This is a genomic window from Pararhodobacter aggregans (assembly GCF_003075525.1).
In the GTDB taxonomy this organism is placed as follows: domain Bacteria; phylum Pseudomonadota; class Alphaproteobacteria; order Rhodobacterales; family Rhodobacteraceae; genus Pararhodobacter; species Pararhodobacter aggregans.
Window position 1 is genome coordinate 1 of sequence record NZ_QDDR01000021.1, and the last position, 25304, is coordinate 25304.

The window sequence follows — 25304 nt, forward strand, 5'->3', positions numbered from 1 at the left end:
CCTGGCTCACCTTCGCCTTGTCATGGCCATAGGGCAGAAGATGCTCCGCCGGGATCCCCAGCTTGTCGCCGATCTCCATGATCGGCTTCTTCCGCGCCTCACGCGCAATCTCGATATCCGTTTTGAACGACATGAAGCGCCTCCCCTGCACATTCGTGGCTTTGCCGCAGGGATAACCATCCGCGAAGAATGTATACATCCCTTTTACGACCACTCGGTGGCCTTTTCCGCCCTGCCGGGTTTCCGATCGGAACCTTCGGGGTCAGCGGGGAACGTTTCCCGCCCAGGCCGGCTGGTCCGGCACGAAGAGCGTGAGCCGGTCGCCCAGCACCACGCGGCCCTCGGCCTCGACCCAGGCGGTGACGCCGCGTCGGCCCTTCGCGGCGGGTTTGAAATCCCTGCCGTAACCGGGATGCGCCGTCTCGATGGGGCGGGCGGGCAGCGTGCAGGGGCGGTTTTCCATATCCACCGTCAGGCAGGCGCCGCTCTCCGCCAGCAGCCGGGACGAGGGCGGCAGATGGCTGAAATCGGGCAGGCCGGACACCACCATCGAGGCGCCGATCAGCGCGGGATCGAGCGCGTCGAGCCCCATCTCGGCGGCAATCGCCGCCAGTTCCTCGGCCGAGACGATGGAGAGTTGCCGGGTGTTCCGAATGGGCGTGTTCCGCGGATAAAGGCCCAGCACCCGCGAGCAGGAAGGCCGGGTCATGCCGCCATGCGATTCGCCCAAGGGCCCGTCGAAACCCAGTTCCAGCGCCTCGACCGGATGCGAGGGCAGCGCGGCGGCGCGGTCGGCAACCAGCCCCAGCCAGGTGATCGTGGCGACATGGGCGGTCTTGGCGAGGGCGGGCATGGGCGTATCTCCGGAACGAAAAACCCCGGCACCGTGGCGCGGTGCCGGGGGGATTTGCAGGCGCAGCCTTGGGTCAGGCGCTGGGATTGGGCTCCAGCCCGCCATCGTCATTCGAGCGGCGCGGCCGGGTCTTCGGGATCGAGGCCACCGAGGGCGTGCCCGACGAGGGCGCGTCGTCCTCGTCCCGGCCCGGCCCCTCGCCGCGCATGACGCGGGTGATCTCGGGCCCGGTCAGGGTCTCGTATTCCAGAAGGCCCTGAGCCAGGTTCTCCAGCTCGTCGGCATGCTCGGTCAGGATCCGCTTGGCGGTCTGATAGCCTTCGTCGACGATCTTGCGGACTTCCTCGTCGATCTTTTCCTGCGTGGCCTGGCTCGCGTTCGAGCCGCCCGAGTAATTGCCGAGATACGACTGCTGCTCGTTGGCGTAGTCGATATGGCCCAGCGTATCCGAGAAGCCGAATTGCGTGACCATGGCACGGGCGATCCGCGTCACCTGCTGGATGTCCGAGGAGGCGCCGGAGGTCACGTTCTCTTTCCCGAAGATCAGCTCCTCGGCCACCTTGCCGCCCATCGCCATGGCGATCTTGGACTTGTACTTGGTGTAGGTCACCGACAGCTGGTCACGTTCCGGCAGGCTCAGCACCAGACCCAGCGCCCGGCCGCGCGGAATGATCGTCGCCTTGTGGATCGGATCATGCTGCGGGACGTGCAGGCCGACGACGGCATGCCCGGCCTCGTGATAGGCGGTGAGCTTCTTCTCGTCCTCGTTCATCACCATGGACCGCCGCTCGGCGCCCATCATGACCTTGTCTTTCGCGTCCTCGAAATCCTGCATGGTGACGAAGCGCCGGTTGCGCCGGGCGGCCATCAGCGCCGCCTCGTTCACCAGGTTGGCGAGGTCGGCGCCCGAGAAGCCGGGCGTGCCGCGGGCGATGATGCGCAGATCGACATTCGGCCCCAGCGGCACCTTGCGGGCATGCACGCCCAGAATGCGCTCACGGCCCTTGATGTCGGGGTTCGGCACCTGCACCTGACGGTCGAAACGGCCGGGACGCAGCAACGCGGGGTCCAGAACGTCAGGCCGGTTGGTGGCGGCGATGATGATGATGCCTTCGTTGGCCTCGAAGCCGTCCATCTCGACCAGCAGCTGGTTCAGCGTCTGCTCGCGCTCATCGTTGCCGCCGCCGTAGCCGACGCCACGCGAGCGGCCGACCGCGTCGATTTCGTCAATGAAGACGATGCAGGGCGCGTTCTTCTTGGCCTGTTCGAACATGTCGCGCACCCGGGAGGCGCCGACACCCACGAACATCTCGACGAAGTCCGAGCCCGAGATGGTGAAGAAGGGCACGCCCGCCTCACCGGCGATGGCCCGGGCCAGCAGGGTCTTACCCGTACCGGGCGGGCCGACCAGCAGCGCGCCTTTCGGGATCTTGCCGCCGAGACGGCTGAACTTCTGCGGGTTGCGCAGGAATTCGACGATCTCTTCCAGCTCGTCCTTGGCCTCGTCGATGCCGGCCACGTCGTCGAAGGTGACGCGCCCGTGCTTCTCGGTCAGGAGTTTCGCCTTGGATTTGCCAAAGCCCATGGCGCCGCCGCGCCCGCCGCCCTGCATCCGGTTCATGAAGAAGATCCAGACGCCGATCAGCAGCAGGAAGGGCAGCCAGACCGACAGGGCCGACATCAGGCCCGACCGCTCCTGCGGCCGCGCCTCGACGCTGACGTTCGATTCGATCAGCCGGTCCGTCGGATTCTCGCCCGTGGGGCGGATTGTCGTATAGGCCTGACCTGACCGGTCGGTGACCCGCAGCGTCTCGCCGTCGATGACGACCCGGCTGACATCGCCTGCCTCGACCCGCTGCAGGAAATCCGAATAGCCGATGGTCCGTCCGCTGGTCGTGCTGGCGCCGTTGTTGAACAGCGTGAACAGAACGATCATCAGAAAGAACAGGACGATCCAGAAGGCGAAATTACGCGCGTTGCCCACAGGGCTCTCCCATAACCGAGGCCGCGTCCGGCCGATTGGCTCTAAGATAGTGATGCGGGGGGCGACTTCAATGCGATTATGCCCCCGCGGCTGCAATCGCGGCGAGAGGTCGCGCAGAAAGTGACCAGCCCTGCGGCCAGAAGGCCAGCGGCGCCGCCACCAGCCGCCCGTCGCGCCAGAGGCCCGGCAGGCCCTGCAACAGCGGTTCGGGGATCCCCGTCGCGCGCCAATGGGGGTGCAGGCCGTCCCGCGCCTGCTGGCTGAGCTGCACAAGCCCCGCCTGCCCCAGCGCCCGGATTTCCGCCGGCCCCGGTCCCGCGGCCCGCCAGCGCCCGTCCCAGTCTTGACCGGCGGGGCAGGCGAGTTCCGCCACCGCCCGCGCCTCGCGACCCAGAAACAGTTTGTCGCCACGGCGGCGCAGCAGGCAACCCGCCAACGTGCCCCGCCCCGCCGCCAGCAGGCGCTGCAACTCCTCCAGCCGCGGCCGATAGGCGCTGCCCGAAAGCTGCATCAGCAGATGCGCGAAAAGCCGGTCCCGCGTCTCGCCCGGCAGGTCCAGCGTCGCGGCGCCGATGCGCAGGATGCCGCGATCCTCGGTGACATGCGCCTCCAGCGCCCGCTGCGCCGCCCCCTCCAGCACCGTCCGGGCGCGCTGCATCCGCCCGGCGGTGGCGGCGAGCGTCGCGGCGTCGATGCCCAGCCCCTCCAGCACTGAAAGCGCCTGCCGCGCCCGCACCCGCAGGAAGCGCGGATCGGCGTTCGAGGGATCCTCGACCCAAGCCACGCCCCGCGCCCGAAGCACGTCACGCAACGCCGCCCGCGACACCCCCAGCAGCGGCCGCAGCCAGACCATCCCCTCCGCCTCGCGCTGCGCCGCCATCCCCGACAGCCCGTCAACGCCCGAGCCCCGCGCCAGCCGCATCAGCAGCGTCTCGGCCTGATCGTCCCGCGTATGCGCCAAGAGCACCGCGCCGACCCGGCCCCGGGCCCAGCCGCCGATCAGCCGCAGCCGCGCCGCCCGCGCCTCGCCCATCAGATTGCCGCCCGCCGGCCCCTCGTCCCAGCGCAGCACGTCATGCGCCACGCCGAGCCGCGCGCAAAGCGCCGCCACCCCCGCCGCCTCGGACGCCGCCTCTGTGCGCAGCCCGTGATCGACGGTCACGGCGGCCACCCGAGCCGGGCCCAGAGCCTCGACCGCCAGCACCAGCGCCGCCACGGAATCGCCGCCGCCCGAGACGGCGACGCCGACCCGGTCAAAGCCCTCGCAGGCCGCCAGAAGCGCAGAAAGGGCAGCGTCGCTCACGACCCTGCCCCTTCATTCTGCCCGAAATACGCTCGGGGGGTCCGGGGGGCAGAAGGCCCCCCGGCTTTTTCCCAAAAGTCGCTCACCCGGCTCAGCGCGAAACGACCGTCACCGCGCGGCGGTTGGCGTCCCAGCACCGCTGTTCGGCGCAGACCTCGATCGGGCGTTCCTTGCCGTAGCTGACGGTGCGGATGCGGACCGCGCTGACGCCCTCGGCGATCAGGAATTGCTGCACGCGGGCGGCACGGCGGGCGCCCAGCGCCACGTTGTACTCGCGGGTGCCGCGTTCATCGGCATGGCCCTCGACCAGGATCTGGTATTCGGGGAAGCGGTTCAGCCAGCTCGCCTGGGTGCGCAGGACGTTCTGCGCCAAGGGCGACAGGTCGCTCGAATCGACGGTGAAGGTCACCGTGTCGCCGATCGTTTCGTTGAAATAGGCGATCGAGGTCGGATCGTTCGGATCGCCCAGCGCCGTCGAGGCGATGCCGCCGCCGGCGCCCATGCCGCCGTCCATGCCGTCGCCGCCACGGGGGTTGTTGCAGGCGGCCAGCGCCAGCGCGGCGACCACCAGAATCGCCTTGGTCAGAGTGTTCATGTCTCTCGTCCTTGTTGTCCTGTCCTGCCCGGGCGCAGTCTATCAGAACTGGCGCCTCGGGGGAATCTTGGGAATGTCACGTTTGGGTTGATGCCGGGCGTCGCGCCCGGAAAATCACGGCAGCAGCGGCGACCACGACGGGTCCGAGGCAGGCCCCGGCGTCGGGATGCGCCTGAGGTTCCGCCCGGTGATGTCCACTGACATCAGGGTCGGGTCGGTGCCCGGCTCTTCACGCGTGAACATGATGACCCGGCCGTTGGGCGACCAGGTCGGGCCCTCGTCCAGATAGCTCGCGGTCAGGAGCCGCTCGTTCGAGCCATCGGTGCGCATGACGCCGATGTGGAAGCGGCCGTTGTGCTGCTTGGTAAAGGCGATCATGTCGCCGCGCGGCGACCAGACTGGCGTCGAATAGCGGCCCTGCCCCTGGCTGATGCGGTAGGCCTGCCCGCCCTGGACGTTCATCGTATAGACCTGCGAGCCGCCGGTGCGGTCGCTCTCGAAGCAGATCTGCTGGCCGTTGGGCGCGAAGCTGGGCGCGGTGTCGATGGCGTCGGTGGTGGTCAGCTGCCAGCGCTGGCCGCTGGCGAGGTTCAGCATATAGAGGTCCGTTCGCCCGTCGACCGAGAGCGAATAGACCACCGTGCCGCCATCGGGCGAAAAGCGCGGCGCGAAGGTCATCTCGCCCGGCTGGTCGCCGATCACCTGCCGCCGGCGCGAGGCCACATCCATCAGATAGATGCGCGGGAAACCCGTCTCGTAGCTGGTGAAGAGGATCCGGTCGCCGGTCGGCGAAAAGCGCGGCGCGAAGGCCAGCGACGTGCCGTCGGTCAGGTATTGCACGCCGTCGCCGTCCTGATCCATCATCGCCACCTGCTTGCGCCGGGCGTTGCGCGGCCCGCTTTCGGCGATGAAGACGACGCGGCTGTCGAAATAGCCGGTCTCGCCGGTCAGGCGCATGTAGATCTGGTCCGAGACCCGGTGCGCGATGCGCCGCCAGGCGTTGGTTTGACCATCCAGCTGCAGCCCGTCGCCCAGCTGCTGCCCGCTCACCACGTCGAAAAGCCGGAATTTCACGCTCAGCTGCTGGCCGTTGGCGCGCACCGCGCCGGTGACCAGCGCCCGGGCGTTGATCGCCCGCCAGTCCGCGAATTGCACCGGGCTGTCGAAGCTGGTGATGCGGCCGACATGGGCGCTGGCCGGGATCTCGCGCAGAAGGCCGGTGCCCGAGAGGTTGTTGGCGATCACCCGGGCGATCTGCGCGCCATATTCCCCGCCCGCGCCGTTTTCCGGCACGAAATCGGGGATTGCATAGGGCACGGGCTCGATCACCCCCTCGGTGATCTCGATCCTGAGGGGTTGTTGCGCCAGAGCCATGCGGGGGGCGATGGCAGCGCCGGCCAGCAGGCCGAGGAGGGGGCGGCGGGAAAGGTCTGTCATCGGTTGCTCATCCGGGCGGGGTTGAAGGTGATTTCGACGTTGCGCCACTGATCGTAGAGGTCCTGCGGCAGGCCATAGCCGTTGATACCACAGCTGACGATGGCCTGTCGCCCGGCGTCGAAGGCGGCCTGTTGCGCGCCCGCCGACCCGCCCGAGGCCGTGACCTGACGGATCGAGGATTCGATCGGCCGGGCGTCGGGCGTCATCTCGAAGCCGATGGTGATGACCACGTTCAGCGCCTCGGTCGACAGGATGCCGACGTTCCAGCAGGATTCGACGTTGAGGCGCAGCGCATCCATGTCGGATTGGCTGAGGCTCGCGGTCTGCTCGAAGGCACCCGCCATCGCCTGTGCCAGCGCGTCGTTCACCGCCGAGGCGCTGGGGCCATCCGCCTCGGGCGGCTCGGGCGTCGCGGCGGGGGCCGGGGTCGGCGTGGGCGTCGGCGTGGGTGTCGGAGTCGGGGTTGGAGTCGGGGCAGGCGTCGGCGCCGGGGTCTCGACCGCGGCGACCTGCTGCGGACGGGCACGCGGGCGCAGGCTGACCTCGGGCGCGGTGGCGGTCCGGCGCACCGGCTCGGTCTCGCTGACCGTCGTGGCCTCGGTCACCGTCTCGGTCGCGGCGGCCTCGCGCTGGGTGGCTTCCTGCGCTTCGGGCGCGTTCACGGTGGCGCTGGCATCGGGCACGATGGCGGCCTGATCGCGGGGCGCGACGGCAATCTCCGGCGCGGGCGTGGGCGCGGCCTCGGGCGCCACGCGCTCGGCCGGGCGCTGCACCGGGCGCAGGCTGGAATCGGGGGTCGGCGTCGGCGCCACCACGGCCGCCTGCGGGCGGTCGGCCTCGGGCATCGGCACCGGTTCGGGCGTCGGGATCGGCGCGGGCGGCGTGACCGGGGTCGGCGGCGCGATCGGCGCAGGCGGGGCGATCGGCGCGGGATCCGGCGTCGGCGCGGGTGCCGGGGCGGGCGTCGGTTCCGGGGTCGGCGCGGGCGCGGGCGGTGCCGCCTGCGTCAGCTCGGCGAAATCCTGGGCCGAGATGATCGAAACCTCGGTCACCTCGGGCATCAGGGGATCGCTGGGGGCGTGAAACAGATCGAACAGCAGGACCCAGAGGATCAGCCCGCCATGCAGCAGGGCCGAGACCTTCTGTCCCGTGTCCATCCGAACCTGAGCCATGACCGCCATCAGATCTTACCGTCCTTCAGTCGCGCCGAAGGTAGGGCCGTCGGTTTCCGTGACCAGCCCGATGTTGTGGAAGCCGCCCGCATTGAGCGCGCCCATCACCTGCACCACGCGGGCATAGGGGATCGAGCCGTCAGCCCGCAGGAACACCCGGTCATCGGTGCGCTCGGCGCCGATGGCCTGCAGCCGCGGGATCAGGTCGCCCTCGGCCACCGGGGTGGTCATGAGCGAGATCGTGCCGTCGGCGGACAGGGTGATCGACAGCGGCTCTTCCTGCTGCGCAGGCAGCGCGCCGGCGGCGGTGCGCGGCAGTTCCACCGGCACGCCGACGACCAACATCGGCGCCGCGACCATGAAGATGACCAGCAGCACCAGCATCACGTCGACCATCGGCGTGACGTTGATCTCGGCCATCTTGGCGGAATGGCCCCGGCGGCGGCGGCGGGTGCCCGAGCCGCTCTGCTTGCGGATGGCTTGCGCGCCCATGGCTCAGGCGTCCAGGTTGCGCGACAGGAGCGTGCCGAATTCGTCGGCGAATTGCTCGTAGCCCGAGGCGATGGCCTCGCTGTCGTCCGAAAGCTTGTTGTAGAAGATCGTGGCCGGGATCGCGGCCAGCAGGCCCAGACCGGTGGCCAGCAGCGCCTCGGCGATGCCGGGGGCGACCACGGCGAGGTTGGTCGATTGCGCCATCGCGATCTCCTCGAACGCCGCCTTGATCCCCCAGACCGTGCCGAAGAGGCCGACGAAGGGGCTGGCCGAACCGACCGAGGCGAGGAAGGTCAGGTTGGCGTTCAGCTCGCGTCCCTCACGGTCGATGGCCACATCCATGGAACGGTCGATGCGTTGGGCGGCGCCCGCGATCATCGCCCCGTCCTGCCGGTGCGAGCGCTGCCATTCGGCCATGCCCGCGGCGAAGATCCGCTCGGGCCCGCTTTGCGGCGCGGTGCCGACGCGGCGATACAGCTCGTCCAGCGGCTCGCCCGACCAGAAGGCCGCGTCGAAGAGCTGCGCGTCCTTGCGGGCGCGGCGGAAGATCAGGTGTTTCTGGATGATGATCGCCCAGGACCAGAACGAGGCCACGATCAGCAGGATCATGACGATCTTCACGGTGAAGGTCGCGCGCAAGAAAAGCGCGATGAGCGAAAAGTCGATGTCGCTGGCCTGCGCCAGGGTAGTGCTGTCCATGCCTTCTGTCCTGCTCGTAACCAGCCGCGTCTGGAGCCTGCCCGGCGGGCGGCCCTCGTTTGGCGTGATTCTAGCCGGTTTCCAAGACAAACACCAATGGCAGCACGCGAATGTTACGCGTTTCCGCTTAAGACCAGCAGTTCGGGGGGCAGGCGGCGGGGTTTGCCGCCGGTGGTGATGCAGACCAGCGTGACACGGGCGCGAAACAGCGGGGTCTCGCCCCGGAAAACCTGCTGGTCGAGGGTCAGCCGCGCCGGGCTCTGCGCGACGGCCCGGGTGGTCACGCAGAGCGCATCATCCAGCTGGGCGGGGCTGAGGAAATCGGCCTCGATCCGGTGGACGGCGAAGACGATCCCCTGCGCCCTGAGCGCGTTCTGATCGACCCCCAGCTGCCGCACCCAGGCCGAGCGGGCCCGTTCGATGAACTTCAGGTAATTCGCGTGATAGACGATCCCGCCGAGGTCGGTATCCTCGTAATAGACGGTCACGGGAAAGGTATGCATGGCGGCCCCCGGGGCTGGCTGCCTGAATGCCCCCTGCATGGGACACCGAGGCTGGCTTAGCCTTTTCAAGGACTTGTCCGGGCGCCTTGGGCTTTTGTCAAGATTGCCGGGCGCGGGGTCGGCCCTATTCCGCCGCCGTCACCCTTTCGCAGCCCAGCGACCGCAGCGCGTCGGGCAGCCGCCGGGGATGCCCGTCGAGGCTCATCAGCACCAGCGACACCCGGGCGCGGAACAAGAGCGTCTCGCCGCGATAGACCCGCTGGTCGAGGAAGAGCCGCGAGCGGGTCACGTCGAGCACATCGGTGGTCACGACCAGCCGGTCCTCCAGCCGGGCCGAGGCCAGGAACTCGGCCTCGATCTTGTGGACGACGAAGACCATGCCCTCGTCCCGCAGCGCGTTCTGGTCGACCCCCAGCCCCCGCACCCAATCGGCCCGCGCCCGGTCGATGAACTTCATGTAATTGGCGTGATACACAATCGCGCCGAGGTCGGTTTCGTCGTAATAAACGGTCACGGGAAATTGGTGCATGTCAGGTCCACCGTGCTGGATGGCCCGGCCGGACAGAGACCGGGCAGACTTCCTGTCGACAAGGCAACACTCACCCTTTGGTTGTCAACACCTGCGAAACAACCCGCCCTGATTTAAGTGACGCAGAGTAAATACGGCAACGATTCGAGGCGCAAAGACAGCGATAAAGACCATTTCCCGATGACGACGCCCCCTTCCCCGGCAGCGGCATCGAGGCTGTCGGGGCCGGGTGAGTCGCGGCCCGAGGGCGTTGGCGGCGGTCGACCGGCATCAGGCCGGCTCTGAGAGCCGCGACCAGGCTAAAGGCCCGTTGTCGCTTTCTACCGATAGAAATCCCGTATTTCTTTCCATGGAATGACAGGAGGCCCGAATATTCCCCCTCGCCGATCCCCCGCCCCTTGATGATGCGCGGCTCGTCGCCAAGGCGGTGACGCGGGCGGGGGCACAATCTGGCGGTACTGAGGTGCCGCGCCTTCGCCCAGCCGCGGCCGGTGGATGGCCAGAGCTGGCATCTGTACCTGATGCGGGAGCGCGTGGTGCTGACGAACGAGACGCTGCGGCAGAGGTATGAAATGGGGTGGGGGAAGTGGGTTTTGTGAGGGCGCAGGAATCTGGCTAAGCCCCGACCCGCGGGCGCATTCGTAAGGGGCCCCGTCGAGTCCGTTGCAGGGCTTGGGCCGAGGTCCTAGATATCGAGAGGTTCGGGTCGAAGCAGGAGAACCGTGATGAATCCCCTCGTCTGGGTCGGCCTGCTCGATATGGCGGTGATCCTGTTCGCCCTCTTTGGCGCGGGCCTCAAGATTGTCCCGTTCCTGTATTGGGACAAGCCGCGCATGACCGCGTTTGCAGAAAAATTGTTCCACGCGAGTACCGCCAGCGGAGGCCTGCTCTGGTACCGTCCCACGACAACCATCTATCAAAGGCAGATCGATGCGGCGGGTTTGGCTCGGGCCGTGTTGACAACTTTCAGACACCCGAGAGTCGGCGATCTGGGTGACCCAGAGGCTTACGCGACCTCATGGTGGCTGTTCGTTGCTGTTATGGCCGCGGTTCCGCTGTTGATTGCCGGTGCGTTGTCTCTCGTCTGGCTTTCCGTGCACTGATAAGCGTCCATCACCCCACCCGCGCCGCCAGCCTCAGCGCGTGGCTGGGGTCCTGCGTCGCGGCGGGCATCACCGGATCATAGGCGGCGCGGATCACGGCGGCGATCTCGGGGCGCAGGACGGCGACGCCCTTGGCGCGAGCCAGCGGCGGCAGGTCGCGGAAGGCCTCGTCGCCCCAGAGCAGGATCACCTGCACCGCCTGCAGCAGGGCCAGATCCTCGGCCGGAACCTCGGCCATCGGGCCGTCCATGCGGATGAAGGCGAAGGCGGCCTTGATCGCGCCCTGGGCGTCGAAACGAAAGGCCCGGTACTGGTTCGCGTCCTGCGCCTTCAGCCGGGGCACCAGCGCCGCCAGCCCCTCGACCAGCCGGTCGAGGTCGGGGACGGCCAGCAATTCATCCCAGTCGCGGAAGAAGAAGATCATCAGATTGGCGCCGAGCTCGGGATCGGTCTCGGCCATGCTGTGGCCGGCGAGCGCCACGACCGCCTCGATGGCGCCCTTGACGGTGGCGAGCGTCGCGTCGTCGACGCCGAAGACCACCGGGGCCAGCGGACGCCCCCAGCGGGCAAAGACATAGCGGCCGTCGGGACGGGTGAAGAGGCGGGTGATGTGGTCAGGGTTCATGCGAGAGATCGGGCAATGCGGGGATAGAACACGGCCTGTGACAGGCCGCGGGCGGCGTTGAACAGCATCAGCGACAGCCAGAGCCCATGGTTGCCCATGGGCCAGGTCAGCCAGACACAAAGCGTGTAGGTGGCGGCCGAGAAGGCGGCAGTCAGGACCATTTCCCGGGTGAGCGTGGCGCCGATGAAGATGCCGTCGAACATCCAGGCGGCGATCCCCACCAGCGGGGCCGCGACCACCCAGGGCAGGTAATGGCGGGCCTCGGCCCGGACATCCTCGGCCGTGGTCATCAGGTCGATGATCGCCGGACCAAGGAGGGCAAAGAGCGCCGCCATCAGCCCCGCCCCCGCCAGCCCCCAGATGGAGGTGAGGCGCACGCTGTCAGCCAGCCGGGCGCGGTTGCGGGCGCCGACGGCCTGGCCGACCAGCGTCTCGGCGGCGAAGGCGAAACCGTCCAGCAGATAGGCCATGACCTCGAGGAATTGCAGCAGGATCTGGTTGGCGGCGATGGTCAGGTCGCCCCGCCCGGCGCTGAGGAACAGGAAGGCGGTGAAACAGCCCTGCAAGAGGACCGAGCGGACCATGATATGGCCGTTGACCGTCGCCATGCGCCTCAGTTTCAGCGCGTCGAAGATCCGCGCGCCGGTGGCTTGCAAACCGTCCCGGACCAGCCAGAGGCCGAAGGCCAGCCCCGACCATTCGGCGATCAGCGTGGCCAGCGCCACCCCCGGCACACCCCAGCCGAGGCCGAGGACGAACCACAGGTCCAGCGCGATATTGGCGCCATTGGTGATGACCTGCAGCACCATCACCGCCCGGGTCCGCTCCAGCGCGATCAGCCAGCCGGTCAGCGCATACATGCCGATGGTCGCGGGCGCCCCCCAGATGCGGATCTGCAGGTATTGCGCGGCCAGCCCCTCGACCTCGGCCGAACCGGGGGCGAGGCGGAAGGCGCCCCAGATCAGCGGCAGCTGCAGCGCGATCAACAGCCCGCCGACCGCCCCGGCAATGAGGAGCCCACGCTTGAGGATCGCCCCCGTCTCGGCCACATCGCCGGCGCCATGGGCCTGCGCGGCCAGCCCCGTCGTGCCCATGCGCAGAAAGCCGAACATCCAGAAGAACGCCGACAGGATCACCGCGCCCAGCCCCACCGCGCCGATGGGCGCCGCCTCGCCCAGCTGGCCGACCACCGCGGTATCGACCAGCCCCAGCAGCGGGACCGTGACATTCGCAGCAACGATCGGCAGGGCGATGACCAGCACCCGGCGGTGGGTCAGCGGGGTCATTCGGTCGCGGTCCCCTCGGGCGGCGCGGCCAGCGGCTGGCGCGTGGGGATCAGGAAATGCCCGGTCGCCTGCGCGAACAGCCGCGCGCGGTTGTCCTGCCAGGCCTCGACATGGACCGAGGCATAGCGCCGCCCCGAGCGGTTGACCCGGGCCCGGGCATAGGCATCGCGCGGCAGGCCCGAGCGCAGGTAATCCACGGTGAAATCAATGGTCTTCGGCAGGCGCGGCAGGTGCTGCGCATCCAGCGCCCGGGGGTCGAGCGTGCCTTTCTCCATCTCTTCCCAGAGCATGGACCAGCTCAGCTCGATCATCGCCGTGATCTCGAGGAAAGCCGAGGTCACACCGCCATGGATCGCGGGCAGGAAGGGATTGCCGATCAGCTTCTCGTCGAAGGGCAGGGTCGCGGTCAGCTCGTCGCCACGGCGGTCGAACTGGATCCCCAGCCACTGGACATAGGGAATGCCGCCGATCAGCGCCTTCAGCGCGCTGTCGCGGCGCTGCTTGACGACCTGCACGGGCTCGGGCTTCGCGCGGCTCACTTGCCGCCCTCCCGCGTGACGCTTTCCATGGTGAAGGCGCCCGAGGCGGTGGCGACCGGCAGGCCCTCGTCCTCGTCATGGGCGGTGGCGCGGACGAAGGCGACGGTGCGGCTGGCGTGGAAACACTCGGCCCGGGCGATGATCCGCTGGCCGGGCTTCGCCGCCCGCATGTAATCGATGCGCAGGTCCAGCGTCGCGGTGCCCCGTGCCCCCGGATAGGACATGACGGCGGCGCCGCAGCAGGTGTCCATCAGCGCCGAAACCGCGCCCCCGGCGATGACCCCGGTGGCCGGATCGCCGATGAACCGCGCGTCATAGGGCATGGAAATCACCGCCCGCCCCTCGCCGATCTCCTCCAGCTGCATGCCCAGCGCCCGCGAATGCGGGATCGCCTCGATGAAACGCTGCGCGGGAGAGGGGTCGGTCATGGGATGTCCTGCCTGTGGCTCGCGCCCCCAGCCTTGGCGCGATCCGGCCCCCTTGGCAAGGCCCCGGTGAGGCGCGCCAAGGCGGTTGCACCCGCCCCGGCCGCGCCTTACGCTGCGACAGCCGCCACCGAGCGCGGCTATTCCTGTGAGTGAGGCCGCAGCCGGGCAATGAGCGAATCGAGACTGTCGTTCAAGGAGATGTGCGCGCGTTTCGACGTGACGCCGCGCACGCTGCGCTACTACGAATACATCGAACTGCTGACCCCTGAGAAGGAAGGCCGCAACCGCTTCTACGGCCCGCGCGAGGTGGCCCGGATGACGCTGATCCTGCGCGGCCGCCGATTCGGCTTCGCGCTGGAGGAGCTGCGGCAATGGCTGCTGATCTATGAAAAGCAGGGCACCAAGCCGCAATTCGAGGCCTTCGTCGGCATGGCCGACCGCCAGCTGGGCGAACTGACCCGCCAGCGCGACGAGCTGGCGGTGACCATCGCCGACCTCAAGGCGTTGCGCGACGAGGTTGAACGGCTGGCGGCCGAGTCCTGAGCCGCGGCCGGGTGGAAGCGGGGGGCCAGCCCCCCGCACCCCCCGCTCAAGGGGGTTTTCCACCCCCTTGAGAAACCCCCGAGGTTTTTTGAGAACAAAGATGAAAGTTAAGAAGGCGTTAGGCCGCCTTCTTTGCGCGTCAAATATCCTCGGGGGGTGAATTGGCCGTCAGGCCAAGAGGGGGGCAGACGGCCCCCCTTCTTGCGGCGCGGCGGAACGCCGCGCCGCTGGTCGCCCGAGGCGCCCGCGACAGCGGGCAACGAGGGCGAAACCTCTCAGAACTCGACCCCGGCCTGCGCCTTGATCCCCGACCGGAACGGGTGCTTCACCAGCGTCATCTCCGTCACCAGATCGGCCAGCTCGATCACCTCGGGCTTGGCGTTGCGGCCGGTCAGCACGACATGCGTCATCTCGGGCTTTTCGTCGCGCAGGAAGGCCACCACCTCGGCCACGTTGAGATAATCGTAGCGCAAAGCGATGTTGATCTCGTCCAGCAGCACCATGCGGATCGCGGGGTCGCGGATCAGCTCCTTCGCCTTGTCCCAGCCGCGCCCGGCGGCGGCGATGTCGCGTTCCTTGTCCTGCGTCTCCCAGGTGAAGCCCTCGCCCATGGCATGGAACTGGCACAGATCGCCGAAATGAGTGGTCAGCAGGCGCCGCTCGCCGGTATCCCAGCTGCCCTTGATGAACTGCACCACGGCGCAGGGCATCCCGTGGGCGATCGCCCGCAGGATCATCCCGAAGCCGGAGGACGACTTGCCCTTCCCCGGCCCGGTATGGACGATGACCAGCCCCTTCTCGCCCTGCCGCGCTTCCTTCATCCGGTCGCGCGCGGCCTTGATTTTCTGCATCTTCTCGCGGTGCTTCCCGGCCCCGCTGTCGTCCCCGTCCGTCATCCGTCGCATCCTTGCTTGACTTGAAAGCCCCCGCAGCGCATGTCCGCAGGGTTGGTGCCTGTCCTCCGGGGCAGGTGAAAAGGGAATGCGTACCCGGGTCAAGCCCAAGTCGGCCTGGACGGAAAGCGCAGCCGCCCCCGCGACCGTGACCGGAGGGGTTGCCCGAAGCCACTGGCGAATGCCGGGAAGGCGGGCTGCCGCAGGGAAACCTGGACTCCGCAAGCCGGGAGACCTGCCAGCGCCGAGAGACAACCAGCCGGACGGGGTGTGCCGGTGACGGGTCCTGTTCCGGGCTCCGCGCACGCACCCTGCCAGAAAGTGCCCGATGGCCGAGACGGTCGAACTTCTGGTCTGCGTGACCTGCCGCTATCGCGACGAACGCGACCCCGACCCCGAGGCGCCGCGTCCGGGCCTAATGCTCGCCGACGCGCTGGAGGGGCGGGTGCCCGAGGGCGTGGTGCTGACGCGCACCGAATGCCTGTCGAACTGCACCCGTGGCTGCACCGTGGCGCTGCGCGCGCCCGGCGCCTGGACCTATGTCTATGGCAATTTCGCCCCCGATCAGGCCGAAATCCTGCTCGACGGCGCCGCCCGCTATGCCGCCGCGCCGCAGGGGCTGATCCCCTGGCGCGAGCGCCCCGAACATCTGCGCAAGAACTGCATCGCCCGTATCCCGCCGCTGGAGGCCTGAATGACCGATCTGAACAAAACCCCCGTCACCATCGTCACCGGCTTCCTCGGCTCGGGCAAGACCACGCTGATCTCGCACCTGATCCGCAACGCGGGCGGGCGGCGGCTGGCCGTGGTGGTCAACGAATTCGGCACGCTGGGCGTCGATGGCGAGATCCTGAAGGGCTGCGCCATCCCCGATTGCCCCGAGGAGAACATCGTCGAACTGGCCAATGGCTGCATCTGCTGCACGGTGGCCGATGATTTCGTGCCAACCGTCGAGGCCCTGCTGGCCATGGAGCCGCGCCCCGACCACATCCTGATCGAGACCTCGGGCCTGGCCCTGCCGAAACCGCTGCTCAAGGCCTTCGACTGGCCGGCGATCCGCTCGCGCATCACCGTGGACGGGGTGATCGCCCTGGCCGATGCCGAGGCGGTGGCGGCCGGGCGTTTCGCCCCCGATGTGGCCGCCGTCGATGCCCAGCGCGCGGCGGATGAATCGATCGACCACGAGACGCCCTTGTCCGAAGTGTTCGAGGACCAGATCTCCTGCGCCGATGTGGTGCTGCTGACCAAGGCCGATCTGGCCGGGCCGGAGGGGATCGCCGCTGCCCGCGCCGTCATCGCCGCCGAGGCGCCGCGCCCGCTGCCGGTGGTCGAAGTGACCGAAGGCGCGGTCGATCCGCGGGTGATCCTGGGCCTCGGCGCCGCGGCCGAAGATGACATCGCCGCCCGCCCCTCGCATCACGATGGCCATGACGACCACGAGCACGACGATTTCGACACCATCGTGGTGGAGCTGGGCGAGGTGGCCGACATGGCCGCGCTCTGCGCGAAGATCGAGCAGATGGCGCGCGACCTCGATATCCTGCGGGTGAAGGGCTATGTCGCCGTGACCGGCAAGCCGATGCGCGGGCTGGTGCAGGCGGTGGGCGCGCGCGTCCGGCACCAGTTCGACCGGGCCTGGAAACCGGGCGAGGCGCGACAGACCTCTCTGGTGGTCATCGCCGAGCATGACCGCATCGACGAGGCGGCAATCAAGGCTGCTCTGGGTCTCTGATGCACGTCCTCTTCCGCGAAAGCCACGGGCTCGAGGAGACGGCAACACCGCAGGATCTGGGGCAGTCGCCCGCGGATCTGGTGGTGCTGTCGTTCTCCGATTCCGACCTCGGCGCTTTCGCGGAAGGGTTCCACCGGGCCCGTAGGATGGGCAATATTGCCCATCCTACCCTGCGCCTCGCCAATCTCGCCGCGCTGAAGCATCCGCTTTCGGTTGACACCTATCTGGAGACGACGCTGGAGGGCGCCAAGGGCGTGCTGATCCGGCTGATCGGCGGCGTGCCCTATTGGTCCTATGGCCTGCAGCAGCTGCAGGCGCTGGCCAGCCGCACCGGCCTTGCGCTGGCCGTCCTGCCCGCCGATGGCCGCCCCGATCCGCAGCTTGATGCGATCAGCACGCTGCCCGTCTCCACGCTGCGCCGCTTGCAGCATCTCTGCGATCAGGGCGGGGCGGTGGCGGCGCAGGCGGCGCTCCAGCAATTCGCGCTGGCCTGCGGCCTCTACGCCCCGCCGGTGCGCGGCATCCGCGCCCTGCCCGAAGTCGGCGGCTGGACGCCGGAGGGGGTGCATTGCCCGGCGGCGCTCAGCTTCGGCACCCGCCCCCGGGTCCTGCTCACCTTCTACCGCGCCTATCTGACCGCCGCCGATACCGAACCCTTGGAGGCCATCGCCCGGGCCTTCGACGAAGCCGGTTACGACGTGGCCGGCCTCTTCGCGCCCTCGCTGAAGGCGCCCGGCGCGCGGGGCTGGCTGGAGCGTTGGGTGAAACACCTCGCCCCCGCCGCCATCGTCAACGCTACCGCCTTCAGCGCAAGGGACGGCGGGGCCTCGCCCCTCGACGTCGCGGGGGTGCCGGTGTTTCAGGTGGCGCTCGCCACCAACCCGCGCGCGGCCTGGGAATCGTCCGACCGGGGCCTCTCGCCCGCCGATCTGGCCATGCATGTGGTGCTCCCCGAGGTGGACGGGAGGATCTTCGGCTCCGTCGTCAGCTTCAAGGGCGCCTCGGACCCCGACCCGGACCTCGAATTCGCCCGCATCCACCACCGCGCCGAGCCCGAGCGCATCGCGGCCCTGGTCGAGCGGGTCCGCGGCTGGCACCGGCTCGCCACCGCGCCCAGGGCGCAGATCCGCCCGGCGCTGGTGCTCTCCACTTATCCCGGCAAGTCCTGGCAGATGGCGCATGCGGTGGGGCTGGATGCGCTGGCCTCGGCCGGGGCGATTCTGGAGGCGCTCGGCACTGAGGGCTACACCACCGCCCCCGCCGATCCCAAGGCGCTGGAAACCGCCGGCATCGACTGGTCGCTTTTCGATTACCGCCTCGCGCTGGCCTCCCTGCCGCAGGATTTGCAGGAGGACATTCACCTTGCCTGGGGCGATCCCGAGGAGGACGCCGCGCTGATCGACGGCGCCTTCCGCTTCGGCGCGATCCGCGCCGGTAACGCCCTGATCGCCCTGCAACCCGAACGCGGGCAGGTCACCGCCCGGGACGCCGATTACCATGACGTGGCCAAGGTCCCCTGCCACGCCTATGTCGCCTTCTACCTCTGGCTCAGGCAGCAGGCCGATGCGCTGATCCATATCGGCGCCCATGGCACGCTGGAATGGCTGCCGGGCAAATCCGTGGCCCTGTCGGACCAATGCTGGCCCGAGGCACTGACCCGGGGCCTGCCGCTCCTTTACCCGTTCATCGTCAACGACCCGGGCGAGGCGGCGCAGGCCAAGCGGCGCTTGGGCGCAGTGACGCTGGGCCATGTCCCCCCGCCCCTGACCGAGGCGCAGGCGGGCGCGGGCACCACCCGGCTGGAGGCGCTGCTCGACGAATTCTCCAACGCCGACGGGCTCGACCCCGCGCGGCGCGACCGGCTGCAGCAGGACATCCGCACCGAGGCGCAGGCGCTGGGGCTGGAGGATGAGCTGGGCCTCACCAAGGCCACCTCTCTCGCCGAGGCGATCACCCGCATCGACCGTTTCGTCTGCGACGTGAAGGAAAGCCAGTTCGGCGAGGGGCTGCATGTCTTCGGCACGGGCGAGCATGGGGCCGCGGAAATGCAGGGGCTGATGACGGCGCTCAGGGGCGGGTTCGTCGCGCCCGGCCCCTCGGGCTCGCCCTGGCGGGGGCGTAAGGATGTGCTGCCCACCGGGCGGAACCTGTTCACCACCGATCCCCGCACCGTGCCGTCCCGCGCCGCCCATGCCCAGGGCGTGACCCTGGCCGAGGAGCTGGTGCGCCGCCACCTGCAGGACCATGGCGAGTTTCCGCAGGGGCTGGTGATCGACCTCTGGGGCAGCGCCACGATGCGCACGGCCGGCGAGGAATTCGCCATGGCGCTGCATCTCATTGGGGCGAAGCCGGTCTGGGACGGGGACAGCGGGCGGGTCTCGGGCGTGGAGATCCTGCCGATTGCCGAACTGGACCGGCCGCGCCTCGATGTGACCCTGCGGGTGAGCGGTCTCTTCCGCGATGTGTTCCCGGAACTGTCGGCGCTGTTTGCCACCGCCATCCGGGCGCTGGCCGGGCGCGACGAGGCGCCGGACTGGAACCCCTATGCCGGCCGCGAGGATCTGAGCCGGGTCTACGGGCCGAAGCCCGGGACCTATGGCCTGAACATGGGCGAGACGCCCGATACCTATACCGAAGACGCGCGCAAGGCCGCCGGTGAGGCCTGGCTCGCGGCCTCGTCGCACGCGCTGGACACGGGCGCGGAGGATGCCGAGGGGCTGAAGGCCCGGGTCCGCCACGCCGACGCCTTCGTCCATCTTCAGGACCTGCCGGAAACCGACCTGCTGCTGGCCGCGGACTATGCCGCGCATGAGGCCGGCTTCGCCGCGGCCCAGCAGATCACCGGCGGCAAGGCCGCGCTCTATCACCTCGACGCCACCGACCCCGCGCGGCCCCGGGCCCGCAGCCTGACCGAGGAGCTGGCCCGCGTGGTCCGCGCCCGCGCCGCCAATCCGAAATGGATCGACGGCATGATGAACCACGGCTTCCGGGGCGCGGCCGAGATTGCGGCGACACTGGACCATCTCGGCGCCTTCGCCCATCTCGCCGCCGCCGTGCCGCCGCAGCTTTTCGACCTTTACCACGAGGCGACGCTAGGTCGGGCCGAGGTCCGCGCGTTCCTCGAAAAGGAGAACCCGCAGGCGCTGGCCGCCATGGAGGCGCGCTTTGCCGACTTGCACCGCGCCGGCCTCTGGTCCACACGGAGGAATTCGATCCTGGCGGGGCTGAACCCATGAGTTTCGAGGTCAAGGGCTGGTGTCCCGGCGCGCTGCGGCCGATGCTGTCGGGCGACGGCTATGTGGTGCGCGTGCGGCCCCGGCTGGCGGAACTGAGCGCGGCGCAGGCGCTGGGCCTCTGCGCCGCGGCCGAGGAATTCGGCGCGGGGCTGATCGACCTGACCAACCGGGCGAACTTGCAGGTCCGGGGGGTCGCGGCCGGGGCGCTGCCCGCGCTGCTGGCGGACCTGACCCGGCTGGGGCTTGTCGACACCGATGTCGAGACCGAGGGCCGCCGCAACATCCTCGTGGCCCCGACCTGGGCCGAGGGCGACGATACCCACCGCCTGACGCTGGCGCTGCTGGACCGGCTGGGCGAGCTGCCCGACCTGCCGCCCAAGCTGGGCTTTGCCATCGACGCGGGACCGGGGCCGAAGCTGCGCGACACGCCCGCCGATTTCCGCATCGAACGCGGCAGCCATCGCGGGCTGATCCTGCGGCCCGAGGGCTATCCGCTGGGCCTGCCGCTGCTGCCGGGGACCGAGATCGACACGCTGATCCGGCTTTGCGACTGGTTCGTGACCTCGGGCGGGGCCGAGGCCGGGCGCATGGCCCGTCACCACGCCCCCCTGCCCGCCTGGGCCGAACCCACGCTTGCCCCGGCGGCACGGCGCCTGCCGCTGCGGCCCGGGCCGCATGCGCTGGGGGCGATCCATGGCGCGGCCTTCGGGCAGATCCAGGCCGCCGACCTCGCCGCCGCGATCCTGGACAGCGAGGCCAGCGCGATCCGCGTCACGCCCTGGCGGGTGCTGCTGCTCCTTGACGCCACGCCCGGGCCGCGCGCCGGGCTCCTGTGGAACCCCGAGGCGCCTGACCTGCGCGTCGATGCCTGCCCCGGCGCGCCCTTCTGCCCGCAATCCAGTGTCGAGACCCGCGCGCTGGCACTGGCGCTGGCGCCCCATGTCAAAGGCCGCCTGCATGTCAGCGGCTGCGCCAAGGGTTGCGCCCGCCCCGGCTCGGCGGATGTCGTCATCACCGGCGAAAACGGCGCATACGGCGTGGCGCTGAACGCCCGCGCGGGCGATCCCCTGACCCATCACGGGCTGAGCGCCGAGCAGGTGCGCGCCCATTTCGGAGCCTCCTGAATGCCCTGGACCTATGAAACCGACGGCGCCGCGATCTACCGGCAGAGCTTTGCCACGATCCGCGCCGAGGCCGACCTCGCCCGATTCGACCCTGACGAAGAACAGGTCGTGGTCCGCATGATCCATGCCGCGGGGATGGTCGGGCTGGAGCAATACGTGAAGATGTCGCCGGGGTTCGTGACCGCCGCGCGGGGGGCGCTGGAAGCGGGCGCGCCGATCCTCTGCGACGCGCGGATGGTGTCGGAGGGCGTGACGCGCTTCCGCCTGCCGGCCGAGAATGCGGTGATCTGCACCCTGCATGACCCCTCGGTGCCCGAGATGGCCAAGGCCATGTCCAACACCCGCTCGGCCGCGGCGCTGGAACTCTGGCGCCCGCATCTGGCGGGGGCCGTGGTGGCCATCGGCAACGCGCCGACCGCGCTTTTCCACCTGCTGAACATGCTGGAAGACCCCGATTGTCCGCGCCCGGCGGCGATCATCGGCTGCCCGGTGGGCTTCGTGGGCGCCATGGAATCGAAAGACGCGCTCTGGCAGGTGCAGCCGGTGCCGTCCTGCATCGTCGAGGGGCGGCTGGGCGGCTCGGCCATCACCGTCGCGGCGGTGAACGCCATCGCGAGCCGCAAGGAATGACCGGCACGGTGCATGGTGTGGGCCTCGGCCCCGGGGCGGCGGATCTGATGAGCGTGCGGGCCGACCGGCTGGTCCGGGGCACGCGCCACATCGCCTATTTCCGCAAGGCCGGGCGGATGGGTCAGGCGCGAAAGATCGTCGATGGGATGCTGAGGGCCGATGTGGTCGAGATCCCGATGGATTACCCGGTCACCACCGAGATCCCGCTGGAGGATCCGCGCTATGCCGCGACTCTTTCGGGTTTCTACGAAGAAGTGACCGCACCCCTGCGCGCGCTGGCCGAGGCTGGCGAGGATGTGGTGGTGCTGGCCGAGGGCGATCCGTTCTTCTACGGCTCGTTCATGCATCTCTACACCCGGCTCGCGCCCTTCGTGCCGGTGCGCATCGTGCCCGGGATCACCGGCATGACCGCCGCCTGGGCGGCGACCGGTGCGCCGATCACCTGGGGCGACGATGTGCTGACCGTGGCCCCGGCGACCCTGCCCGAGGCCGCGCTGACCGCAAGGATCGCCGGGACCGACGCGCTGGTGGTGATGAAGATCGGCCAGAACCTGGACAAGCTGAAACGCGCGGTGGAACTGGCCGGGCGGATGGGGGACGCCTGGCTGGTCGAATACGCGGCGATGGCAGGCGAGCGGGTGCGCAAGCTCGCCGAGGTGGAGGCCGCGCCCTATTTCTCGATCGCGCTGATCCATGGGCAGGGGCGGCGGCCATGAGCGCGATGCCAGCGAAAGTGGGCACCGGTTTCGCGTCCGGCATCGCGCCAGACAGAAATGGTTGGGTAGTCGTGGCGGGGCTCGGCCCGGGACGCGAGACTTTGGTGACGCCCGAGGTCGAGGCGGCTTTGGCCGAGGCCACGGATGTGGTGGGCTATATCCCCTATGTCGCCCGGGTGGCCCCGCGCGAGGGGCTGACCTTGCACCCCTCGGACAACCGGGTGGAGCTGGACCGCTCGCGTCACGCGCTGGAGATGGCGGCGGCGGGGCGGAAGGTGGTGGTGGTTTCCTCGGGCGATCCCGGCGTCTTCGCCATGGCCTCGGCGGTGTTCGAGGCGCTGGAGGCGGGGCCTCTGGCCTGGCGCGCGCTGGAGATCCGGGTGCTGCCCGGCATCACCGCCATGCTGGCGGCGGCGGCGGCGGCGGGCGCGCCTTTGGGCCATGATTTCTGCGCCATCAACCTCAGCGACAACCTGAAACCTTGGGCGCTGATCGAGAAGCGGCTGAGGCTGGCGGCCGAGGCCGATTTCGCCATGGCCTTCTACAACCCCCGCTCGAAATCCCGGCCCGAGGGCTTTGCCCGGACACTCGAGGTGCTGAACGAGACCTGCCGCGACGCGCGCCCGGTGCTGTTCGCGCGCGCCGTGTCCACGCCCGAGCAGAGCCTGCGCATCGTGCCCCTGCCCGACTGCACCCCCGAGATGGCGGATATGCGGACCATGGTCATCGTCGGCAATTCGGCGACGCGGGTGATCGAGGGGCCGGCGGGGCCGTGGCTTTATACCCCGAGATCGGCGTGAGAGGGGTTTCGCCCTCAGCGCCCGCTGTCGCGGGCGCCTCGGGCGACCAGCCGGGGGGGCGCTGCCCCCCCGGACCCCCCCGGGATACTTTCAGAACAAAGATGGGGTCAGGCGGTAACGAAGCGCAGGACCTCGTCCGGGTCGTGGGTTTCGCGGCGCGGGGGGAGTTGCGGGCGGTCGATCATCAGGACCGGCAGGTGCAGGGCGCGGGCGGCCTGAAGTTTCGAGACCGAGCCCTTGCCGCCGGCGTTCTTGGCGACGATCAGCTCGATCTTGTTGTCGCGCATCAGGGTCTGGTCGGCCTCGGCGCTGAAGGGGCCGCGGTCGACGGTGACGGTGTGATGCGGCAGCGGCGGGGTTTCCGAGGGTTCGTCCACCAGACGGAGCAGGTAATGGTGCTGGGGCTGGGCGGCGAAGTCGGCGAGATGCATGCGGCCGATGGCCAGCATGACGCGCTTCGGCGGGCCGGCGAGCGCAGCGACCGCCGCCGCCATGTCGGGCACGCGCTGCCAGTCGTCGCCGGGGCCCGGTTCCCAGGCGGGGCGGGTCAGGGCGATCAGCGGCGTGCCGGTCGCGGTGCAGGCGGCGACGGCATTGCCGCTCATCTGCGCGGCGAAGGGGTGGGTCGCGTCGATCACACGGGTGATCTGGTGGTCTTTCAGGTATCGGATAAGCCCCGGCACGCCGCCGAAACCGCCGATGCGGACCGGGATCGGTTGCGGTTTCGGGCGCTCGACCCGACCCATGTAGGAGAGCGTCGCCGGCAGGCCGAGATCGGCCAGGCGGCGAGCCATGGCGCTCGCTTCCATCGTGCCACCGAGGAGAAGGATGTTGGGCATGGCTGACACTCCGTGGCTGACGATCCTGGGTCTGGGCGAGGATGGCCCCGAGGGGCTGACTGACGCAAGCCGGGCGGCGCTGCAAGAGGCCGAGGTGGTGATCGGGCCGCCGCGGCATCTGGCGCTGCTGCCGGATCTGGCGGCGGAGCGGGTGGCATGGCCGGTGCCTTTCGCCGAGGGTCTGCCGCTGCTCATGGCGATGCGCGGGCGGCGGGTGGTGATGCTGGCCTCGGGCGATCCCTTCTGGTTCGGGGCCGGAACGGTGGTGACGAAGGCGCTGGAGCCCGGGGAATGGGTGGCCTTGTCGGGGCCGTCCTGCTTTTCGCTGGCGGCGGCGCGGTTGGGCTGGGGGCTGGAGGGGGTGGCCTGTCTGGGGCTGCACGCAGCGCCCGTGACGCGGTTGCGGCCCTTGCTGGCGCCGGGGGCGCGGGCGGTCGTGACGCTGCGCGACGGGGCGGCGGTGGGGGAGCTGGCCGGCTGGCTGGCGGGCGAGGGGTTCGGGGCCACCGAGCTGGTGGTGCTGGAGGCTTTGGGCGGGCCACGCGAGCGGGTCCGGCGGGTGACGGCCGGGGGCTATGCGCTGGCGGATGTGCAGCATCCGGTGGCGGTGGCGATTTGCGTGGCGGGGACGGGCGCGGTGCTGGGCGCGGCCTCGGGGCGCGGGGACGAATGGTTCGCGCATGACGGGCAGATCACCAAGCGGCCGGTGCGGGCGCTGGCCCTGTCGGCGCTGGCGCCGCGGCCGGGGGAGTTGCTGTGGGACATCGGCGCGGGCTCGGGCTCCATCGGGATTGAGTGGTTGCTGTGCCATCCGACGACCCGGGCCATCGGGTTCGAGGCCGATCCGGGCCGGGCGGCGCGGGCGCGGGAGAATGCGCTCAGGCTGGGGGTTGAGCGGCTGGTGGTGGCCGAGGGGCGGGCGCCGTCGGTGCTGGAAGGCCAGCCGCTGCCGGATGCGGTGTTCATCGGCGGGGGGCTGTCGGAGGCCCTGCTGGCGCAGCTTTTCGGGCTGCTGCCCAAGGGGACGCGGCTGGTCGCCCATGCGGTGACGCTGGAATCCGAGGCGCTGCTGGCGCTCTGGCACGGGGCGAAGGGCGGGAGCCTGTTGCGGGTGGAACTGGCCGAGGCGGGGGCGCTGGGCTCGCGGCGCGGCTGGAAAGCGGCCTATCCCATCGTGCAATGGAGCGTGGTGCTGTGAGGGTCGCGGGGGGATGGTGCGCTGAAGCGCACCCTCCGCGGCGGC

27 protein-coding genes and 1 riboswitch are annotated in these 25304 nt (G+C 69.7%); of the genes, 10 read left to right on the plus strand and 17 right to left on the minus strand.

Features of this window, described 5'->3' with window-relative positions; translation table 11 throughout:
- The 11 genes from DDE23_RS24085 to DDE23_RS24145 all read right to left on the minus strand — a co-directional run.
- A partial coding sequence (locus DDE23_RS24085; RefSeq protein ID WP_116548264.1) for a formate--tetrahydrofolate ligase occupies positions 1 to 133 on the minus strand: 133 nt, incomplete at its 3' end.
- Positions 134 to 262: 129 nt separating this feature from the next.
- Positions 263 to 853 (minus strand): MOSC domain-containing protein, encoded by a 591-nt coding sequence (locus DDE23_RS24090; protein ID WP_107755176.1) that lies wholly within the window; start codon positions 851 to 853, stop codon positions 263 to 265.
- A 73-nt stretch (positions 854 to 926) separates the two neighbouring features.
- The gene (gene ftsH / locus DDE23_RS24095) at positions 927 to 2837 is read right to left on the minus strand and encodes an ATP-dependent zinc metalloprotease FtsH (protein WP_107755175.1); all 1911 of its coding nucleotides are present in this window, start codon (positions 2835 to 2837) and stop codon (positions 927 to 929) included.
- 76 nt (positions 2838 to 2913) lie between these two features.
- Positions 2914 to 4140 (minus strand): tRNA lysidine(34) synthetase TilS, encoded by a 1227-nt coding sequence (gene tilS, locus DDE23_RS24100; protein ID WP_107755174.1) that lies wholly within the window; start codon positions 4138 to 4140, stop codon positions 2914 to 2916.
- A gap of 91 nt (positions 4141 to 4231) precedes the next feature.
- Positions 4232 to 4735 (minus strand): peptidoglycan-associated lipoprotein Pal, encoded by a 504-nt coding sequence (pal, locus tag DDE23_RS24105; RefSeq protein WP_107755173.1) that lies wholly within the window; start codon positions 4733 to 4735, stop codon positions 4232 to 4234.
- Positions 4736 to 4849: 114 nt separating this feature from the next.
- Positions 4850 to 6172 (minus strand): Tol-Pal system beta propeller repeat protein TolB, encoded by a 1323-nt coding sequence (gene tolB, locus DDE23_RS24110; RefSeq protein WP_107755172.1) that lies wholly within the window; start codon positions 6170 to 6172, stop codon positions 4850 to 4852.
- Positions 6169 to 7353: a hypothetical protein gene (locus DDE23_RS25250; protein ID WP_157958117.1), complete on the minus strand. Its 1185-nt coding sequence runs from the start codon at positions 7351 to 7353 to the stop codon at positions 6169 to 6171. The genes tolB and DDE23_RS25250 overlap by 4 nt, the downstream gene beginning before the upstream one ends.
- Before the next feature lie 6 nt (positions 7354 to 7359).
- Positions 7360 to 7836, minus strand: coding sequence for an ExbD/TolR family protein (locus tag DDE23_RS24130; protein ID WP_107755168.1), 477 nt, complete (start codon positions 7834 to 7836; stop codon positions 7360 to 7362).
- A 3-nt stretch (positions 7837 to 7839) separates the two neighbouring features.
- Positions 7840 to 8535, minus strand: coding sequence for a protein TolQ (tolQ, locus tag DDE23_RS24135; RefSeq protein WP_107755167.1), 696 nt, complete (start codon positions 8533 to 8535; stop codon positions 7840 to 7842).
- Positions 8536 to 8648: 113 nt separating this feature from the next.
- The gene (gene ybgC / locus DDE23_RS24140) at positions 8649 to 9038 is read right to left on the minus strand and encodes a tol-pal system-associated acyl-CoA thioesterase (RefSeq protein WP_107755166.1); all 390 of its coding nucleotides are present in this window, start codon (positions 9036 to 9038) and stop codon (positions 8649 to 8651) included.
- 124 nt (positions 9039 to 9162) lie between these two features.
- On the minus strand, positions 9163 to 9567 hold the full coding sequence (locus DDE23_RS24145; protein WP_107755165.1) for a YbgC/FadM family acyl-CoA thioesterase: 405 nt from the start codon (positions 9565 to 9567) through the stop codon (positions 9163 to 9165).
- A 725-nt stretch (positions 9568 to 10292) separates the two neighbouring features.
- Between DDE23_RS24145 and DDE23_RS24150 the strand changes: the two genes are divergently transcribed.
- Positions 10293 to 10670 (plus strand): hypothetical protein, encoded by a 378-nt coding sequence (locus DDE23_RS24150; RefSeq protein WP_107755164.1) that lies wholly within the window; start codon positions 10293 to 10295, stop codon positions 10668 to 10670.
- A gap of 10 nt (positions 10671 to 10680) precedes the next feature.
- On the opposite strand, the gene DDE23_RS24155 is transcribed toward DDE23_RS24150, so the two are convergent.
- The 4 genes from DDE23_RS24155 to DDE23_RS24170 are packed head-to-tail and all read right to left on the minus strand — an operon-like array spanning position 10681 to position 13548.
- A complete protein-coding gene (locus DDE23_RS24155; RefSeq protein ID WP_107755163.1) occupies positions 10681 to 11295 on the minus strand; it encodes a hypothetical protein in 615 nt (204 codons plus the stop codon).
- Positions 11292 to 12581, minus strand: a complete 1290-nt coding sequence (locus DDE23_RS24160; RefSeq protein ID WP_107755162.1) for an MATE family efflux transporter — start codon at positions 12579 to 12581, stop codon at positions 11292 to 11294. Before DDE23_RS24160 ends, DDE23_RS24155 begins: the two co-directional genes overlap by 4 nt.
- Positions 12578 to 13120 (minus strand): PaaI family thioesterase, encoded by a 543-nt coding sequence (locus tag DDE23_RS24165; RefSeq protein WP_107755161.1) that lies wholly within the window; start codon positions 13118 to 13120, stop codon positions 12578 to 12580. The genes DDE23_RS24160 and DDE23_RS24165 overlap by 4 nt, the downstream gene beginning before the upstream one ends.
- Positions 13117 to 13548, minus strand: coding sequence for a PaaI family thioesterase (locus DDE23_RS24170; protein WP_107755160.1), 432 nt, complete (start codon positions 13546 to 13548; stop codon positions 13117 to 13119). Before DDE23_RS24170 ends, DDE23_RS24165 begins: the two co-directional genes overlap by 4 nt.
- Before the next feature lie 168 nt (positions 13549 to 13716).
- Between DDE23_RS24170 and DDE23_RS24175 the strand changes: the two genes are divergently transcribed.
- Positions 13717 to 14091, plus strand: coding sequence for a MerR family transcriptional regulator (locus DDE23_RS24175; protein ID WP_107755159.1), 375 nt, complete (start codon positions 13717 to 13719; stop codon positions 14089 to 14091).
- 275 nt (positions 14092 to 14366) lie between these two features.
- On the opposite strand, the gene cobO is transcribed toward DDE23_RS24175, so the two are convergent.
- Positions 14367 to 14987 (minus strand): cob(I)yrinic acid a,c-diamide adenosyltransferase, encoded by a 621-nt coding sequence (gene cobO, locus DDE23_RS24180; protein ID WP_107755158.1) that lies wholly within the window; start codon positions 14985 to 14987, stop codon positions 14367 to 14369.
- Between the two features lie 35 nt (positions 14988 to 15022).
- Positions 15023 to 15241, plus strand: a riboswitch (cobalamin riboswitch).
- 71 nt (positions 15242 to 15312) lie between these two features.
- On the opposite strand from cobO, the gene DDE23_RS24185 reads away from it, so the two are divergent.
- From DDE23_RS24185 to cobJ, 7 genes are read left to right on the plus strand one after another with little or no spacing between them, the layout of a single operon-like run.
- A complete protein-coding gene (locus DDE23_RS24185) occupies positions 15313 to 15678 on the plus strand; it encodes a DUF1636 family protein (protein ID WP_107755157.1) in 366 nt (121 codons plus the stop codon).
- The gene (gene cobW / locus DDE23_RS24190; protein ID WP_107755156.1) at positions 15679 to 16716 is read left to right on the plus strand and encodes a cobalamin biosynthesis protein CobW; all 1038 of its coding nucleotides are present in this window, start codon (positions 15679 to 15681) and stop codon (positions 16714 to 16716) included.
- Positions 16716 to 19952, plus strand: coding sequence for a cobaltochelatase subunit CobN (gene cobN, locus DDE23_RS24195; RefSeq protein ID WP_107755155.1), 3237 nt, complete (start codon positions 16716 to 16718; stop codon positions 19950 to 19952). Before cobW ends, cobN begins: the two co-directional genes overlap by 1 nt.
- Positions 19949 to 21076, plus strand: coding sequence for a cobalamin biosynthesis protein CobG (locus tag DDE23_RS24200; protein WP_107755154.1), 1128 nt, complete (start codon positions 19949 to 19951; stop codon positions 21074 to 21076). Before cobN ends, DDE23_RS24200 begins: the two co-directional genes overlap by 4 nt.
- Entirely contained in the window at positions 21077 to 21706 is a 630-nt protein-coding gene (locus DDE23_RS24205) for a precorrin-8X methylmutase (protein ID WP_107755153.1), read from the plus strand. It abuts the gene before it with no gap.
- Positions 21703 to 22422: a precorrin-2 C(20)-methyltransferase gene (gene cobI / locus DDE23_RS24210; protein WP_107755152.1), complete on the plus strand. Its 720-nt coding sequence runs from the start codon at positions 21703 to 21705 to the stop codon at positions 22420 to 22422. The genes DDE23_RS24205 and cobI overlap by 4 nt, the downstream gene beginning before the upstream one ends.
- Before the next feature lie 5 nt (positions 22423 to 22427).
- A complete protein-coding gene (cobJ, locus tag DDE23_RS24215; RefSeq protein WP_107755179.1) occupies positions 22428 to 23222 on the plus strand; it encodes a precorrin-3B C(17)-methyltransferase in 795 nt (264 codons plus the stop codon).
- A 107-nt stretch (positions 23223 to 23329) separates the two neighbouring features.
- On the opposite strand, the gene DDE23_RS24220 is transcribed toward cobJ, so the two are convergent.
- Positions 23330 to 24061, minus strand: a complete 732-nt coding sequence (locus DDE23_RS24220; RefSeq protein WP_107755151.1) for a cobalt-precorrin-6A reductase — start codon at positions 24059 to 24061, stop codon at positions 23330 to 23332.
- Between DDE23_RS24220 and cbiE the strand changes: the two genes are divergently transcribed.
- A complete protein-coding gene (gene cbiE, locus DDE23_RS24225) occupies positions 24060 to 25259 on the plus strand; it encodes a precorrin-6y C5,15-methyltransferase (decarboxylating) subunit CbiE (protein ID WP_107755150.1) in 1200 nt (399 codons plus the stop codon). The two genes, DDE23_RS24220 and cbiE, sit on opposite strands and share 2 nt — an antisense overlap.
- The last annotated feature ends 45 nt before the right edge of the window (positions 25260 to 25304 follow it).

Coding starts and splice junctions, on each gene's coding strand:
- cobN (WP_107755155.1), top strand. CDS start 16,716: ATGCACGTCCTCTTCCGCGAAAGCCACGGGCTCGAGGAGACGGCAACA.
- DDE23_RS24150 (WP_107755164.1), top strand. CDS start 10,293: ATGAATCCCCTCGTCTGGGTCGGCCTGCTCGATATGGCGGTGATCCTG.
- DDE23_RS24130 (WP_107755168.1), bottom strand. CDS start 7,836: ATGGGCGCGCAAGCCATCCGCAAGCAGAGCGGCTCGGGCACCCGCCGC.
- tolQ (WP_107755167.1), bottom strand. CDS start 8,535: ATGGACAGCACTACCCTGGCGCAGGCCAGCGACATCGACTTTTCGCTC.
- DDE23_RS24090 (WP_107755176.1), bottom strand. CDS start 853: ATGCCCGCCCTCGCCAAGACCGCCCATGTCGCCACGATCACCTGGCTG.
- cobW (WP_107755156.1), top strand. CDS start 15,679: ATGACCGATCTGAACAAAACCCCCGTCACCATCGTCACCGGCTTCCTC.
- cobO (WP_107755158.1), bottom strand. CDS start 14,987: ATGACGGACGGGGACGACAGCGGGGCCGGGAAGCACCGCGAGAAGATG.
- cobJ (WP_107755179.1), top strand. CDS start 22,428: ATGCCAGCGAAAGTGGGCACCGGTTTCGCGTCCGGCATCGCGCCAGAC.
- DDE23_RS24205 (WP_107755153.1), top strand. CDS start 21,077: ATGCCCTGGACCTATGAAACCGACGGCGCCGCGATCTACCGGCAGAGC.
- DDE23_RS24170 (WP_107755160.1), bottom strand. CDS start 13,548: ATGACCGACCCCTCTCCCGCGCAGCGTTTCATCGAGGCGATCCCGCAT.
- DDE23_RS24160 (WP_107755162.1), bottom strand. CDS start 12,581: ATGACCCCGCTGACCCACCGCCGGGTGCTGGTCATCGCCCTGCCGATC.
- DDE23_RS24220 (WP_107755151.1), bottom strand. CDS start 24,061: ATGCCCAACATCCTTCTCCTCGGTGGCACGATGGAAGCGAGCGCCATG.
- ybgC (WP_107755166.1), bottom strand. CDS start 9,038: ATGCATACCTTTCCCGTGACCGTCTATTACGAGGATACCGACCTCGGC.
- tolB (WP_107755172.1), bottom strand. CDS start 6,172: ATGACAGACCTTTCCCGCCGCCCCCTCCTCGGCCTGCTGGCCGGCGCT.
- DDE23_RS24175 (WP_107755159.1), top strand. CDS start 13,717: ATGAGCGAATCGAGACTGTCGTTCAAGGAGATGTGCGCGCGTTTCGAC.
- cobI (WP_107755152.1), top strand. CDS start 21,703: ATGACCGGCACGGTGCATGGTGTGGGCCTCGGCCCCGGGGCGGCGGAT.
- pal (WP_107755173.1), bottom strand. CDS start 4,735: ATGAACACTCTGACCAAGGCGATTCTGGTGGTCGCCGCGCTGGCGCTG.
- DDE23_RS24145 (WP_107755165.1), bottom strand. CDS start 9,567: ATGCACCAATTTCCCGTGACCGTTTATTACGACGAAACCGACCTCGGC.
- DDE23_RS25250 (WP_157958117.1), bottom strand. CDS start 7,353: ATGGCGGTCATGGCTCAGGTTCGGATGGACACGGGACAGAAGGTCTCG.
- DDE23_RS24185 (WP_107755157.1), top strand. CDS start 15,313: ATGGCCGAGACGGTCGAACTTCTGGTCTGCGTGACCTGCCGCTATCGC.
- DDE23_RS24155 (WP_107755163.1), bottom strand. CDS start 11,295: ATGAACCCTGACCACATCACCCGCCTCTTCACCCGTCCCGACGGCCGC.
- DDE23_RS24200 (WP_107755154.1), top strand. CDS start 19,949: ATGAGTTTCGAGGTCAAGGGCTGGTGTCCCGGCGCGCTGCGGCCGATG.
- cbiE (WP_107755150.1), top strand. CDS start 24,060: ATGGCTGACACTCCGTGGCTGACGATCCTGGGTCTGGGCGAGGATGGC.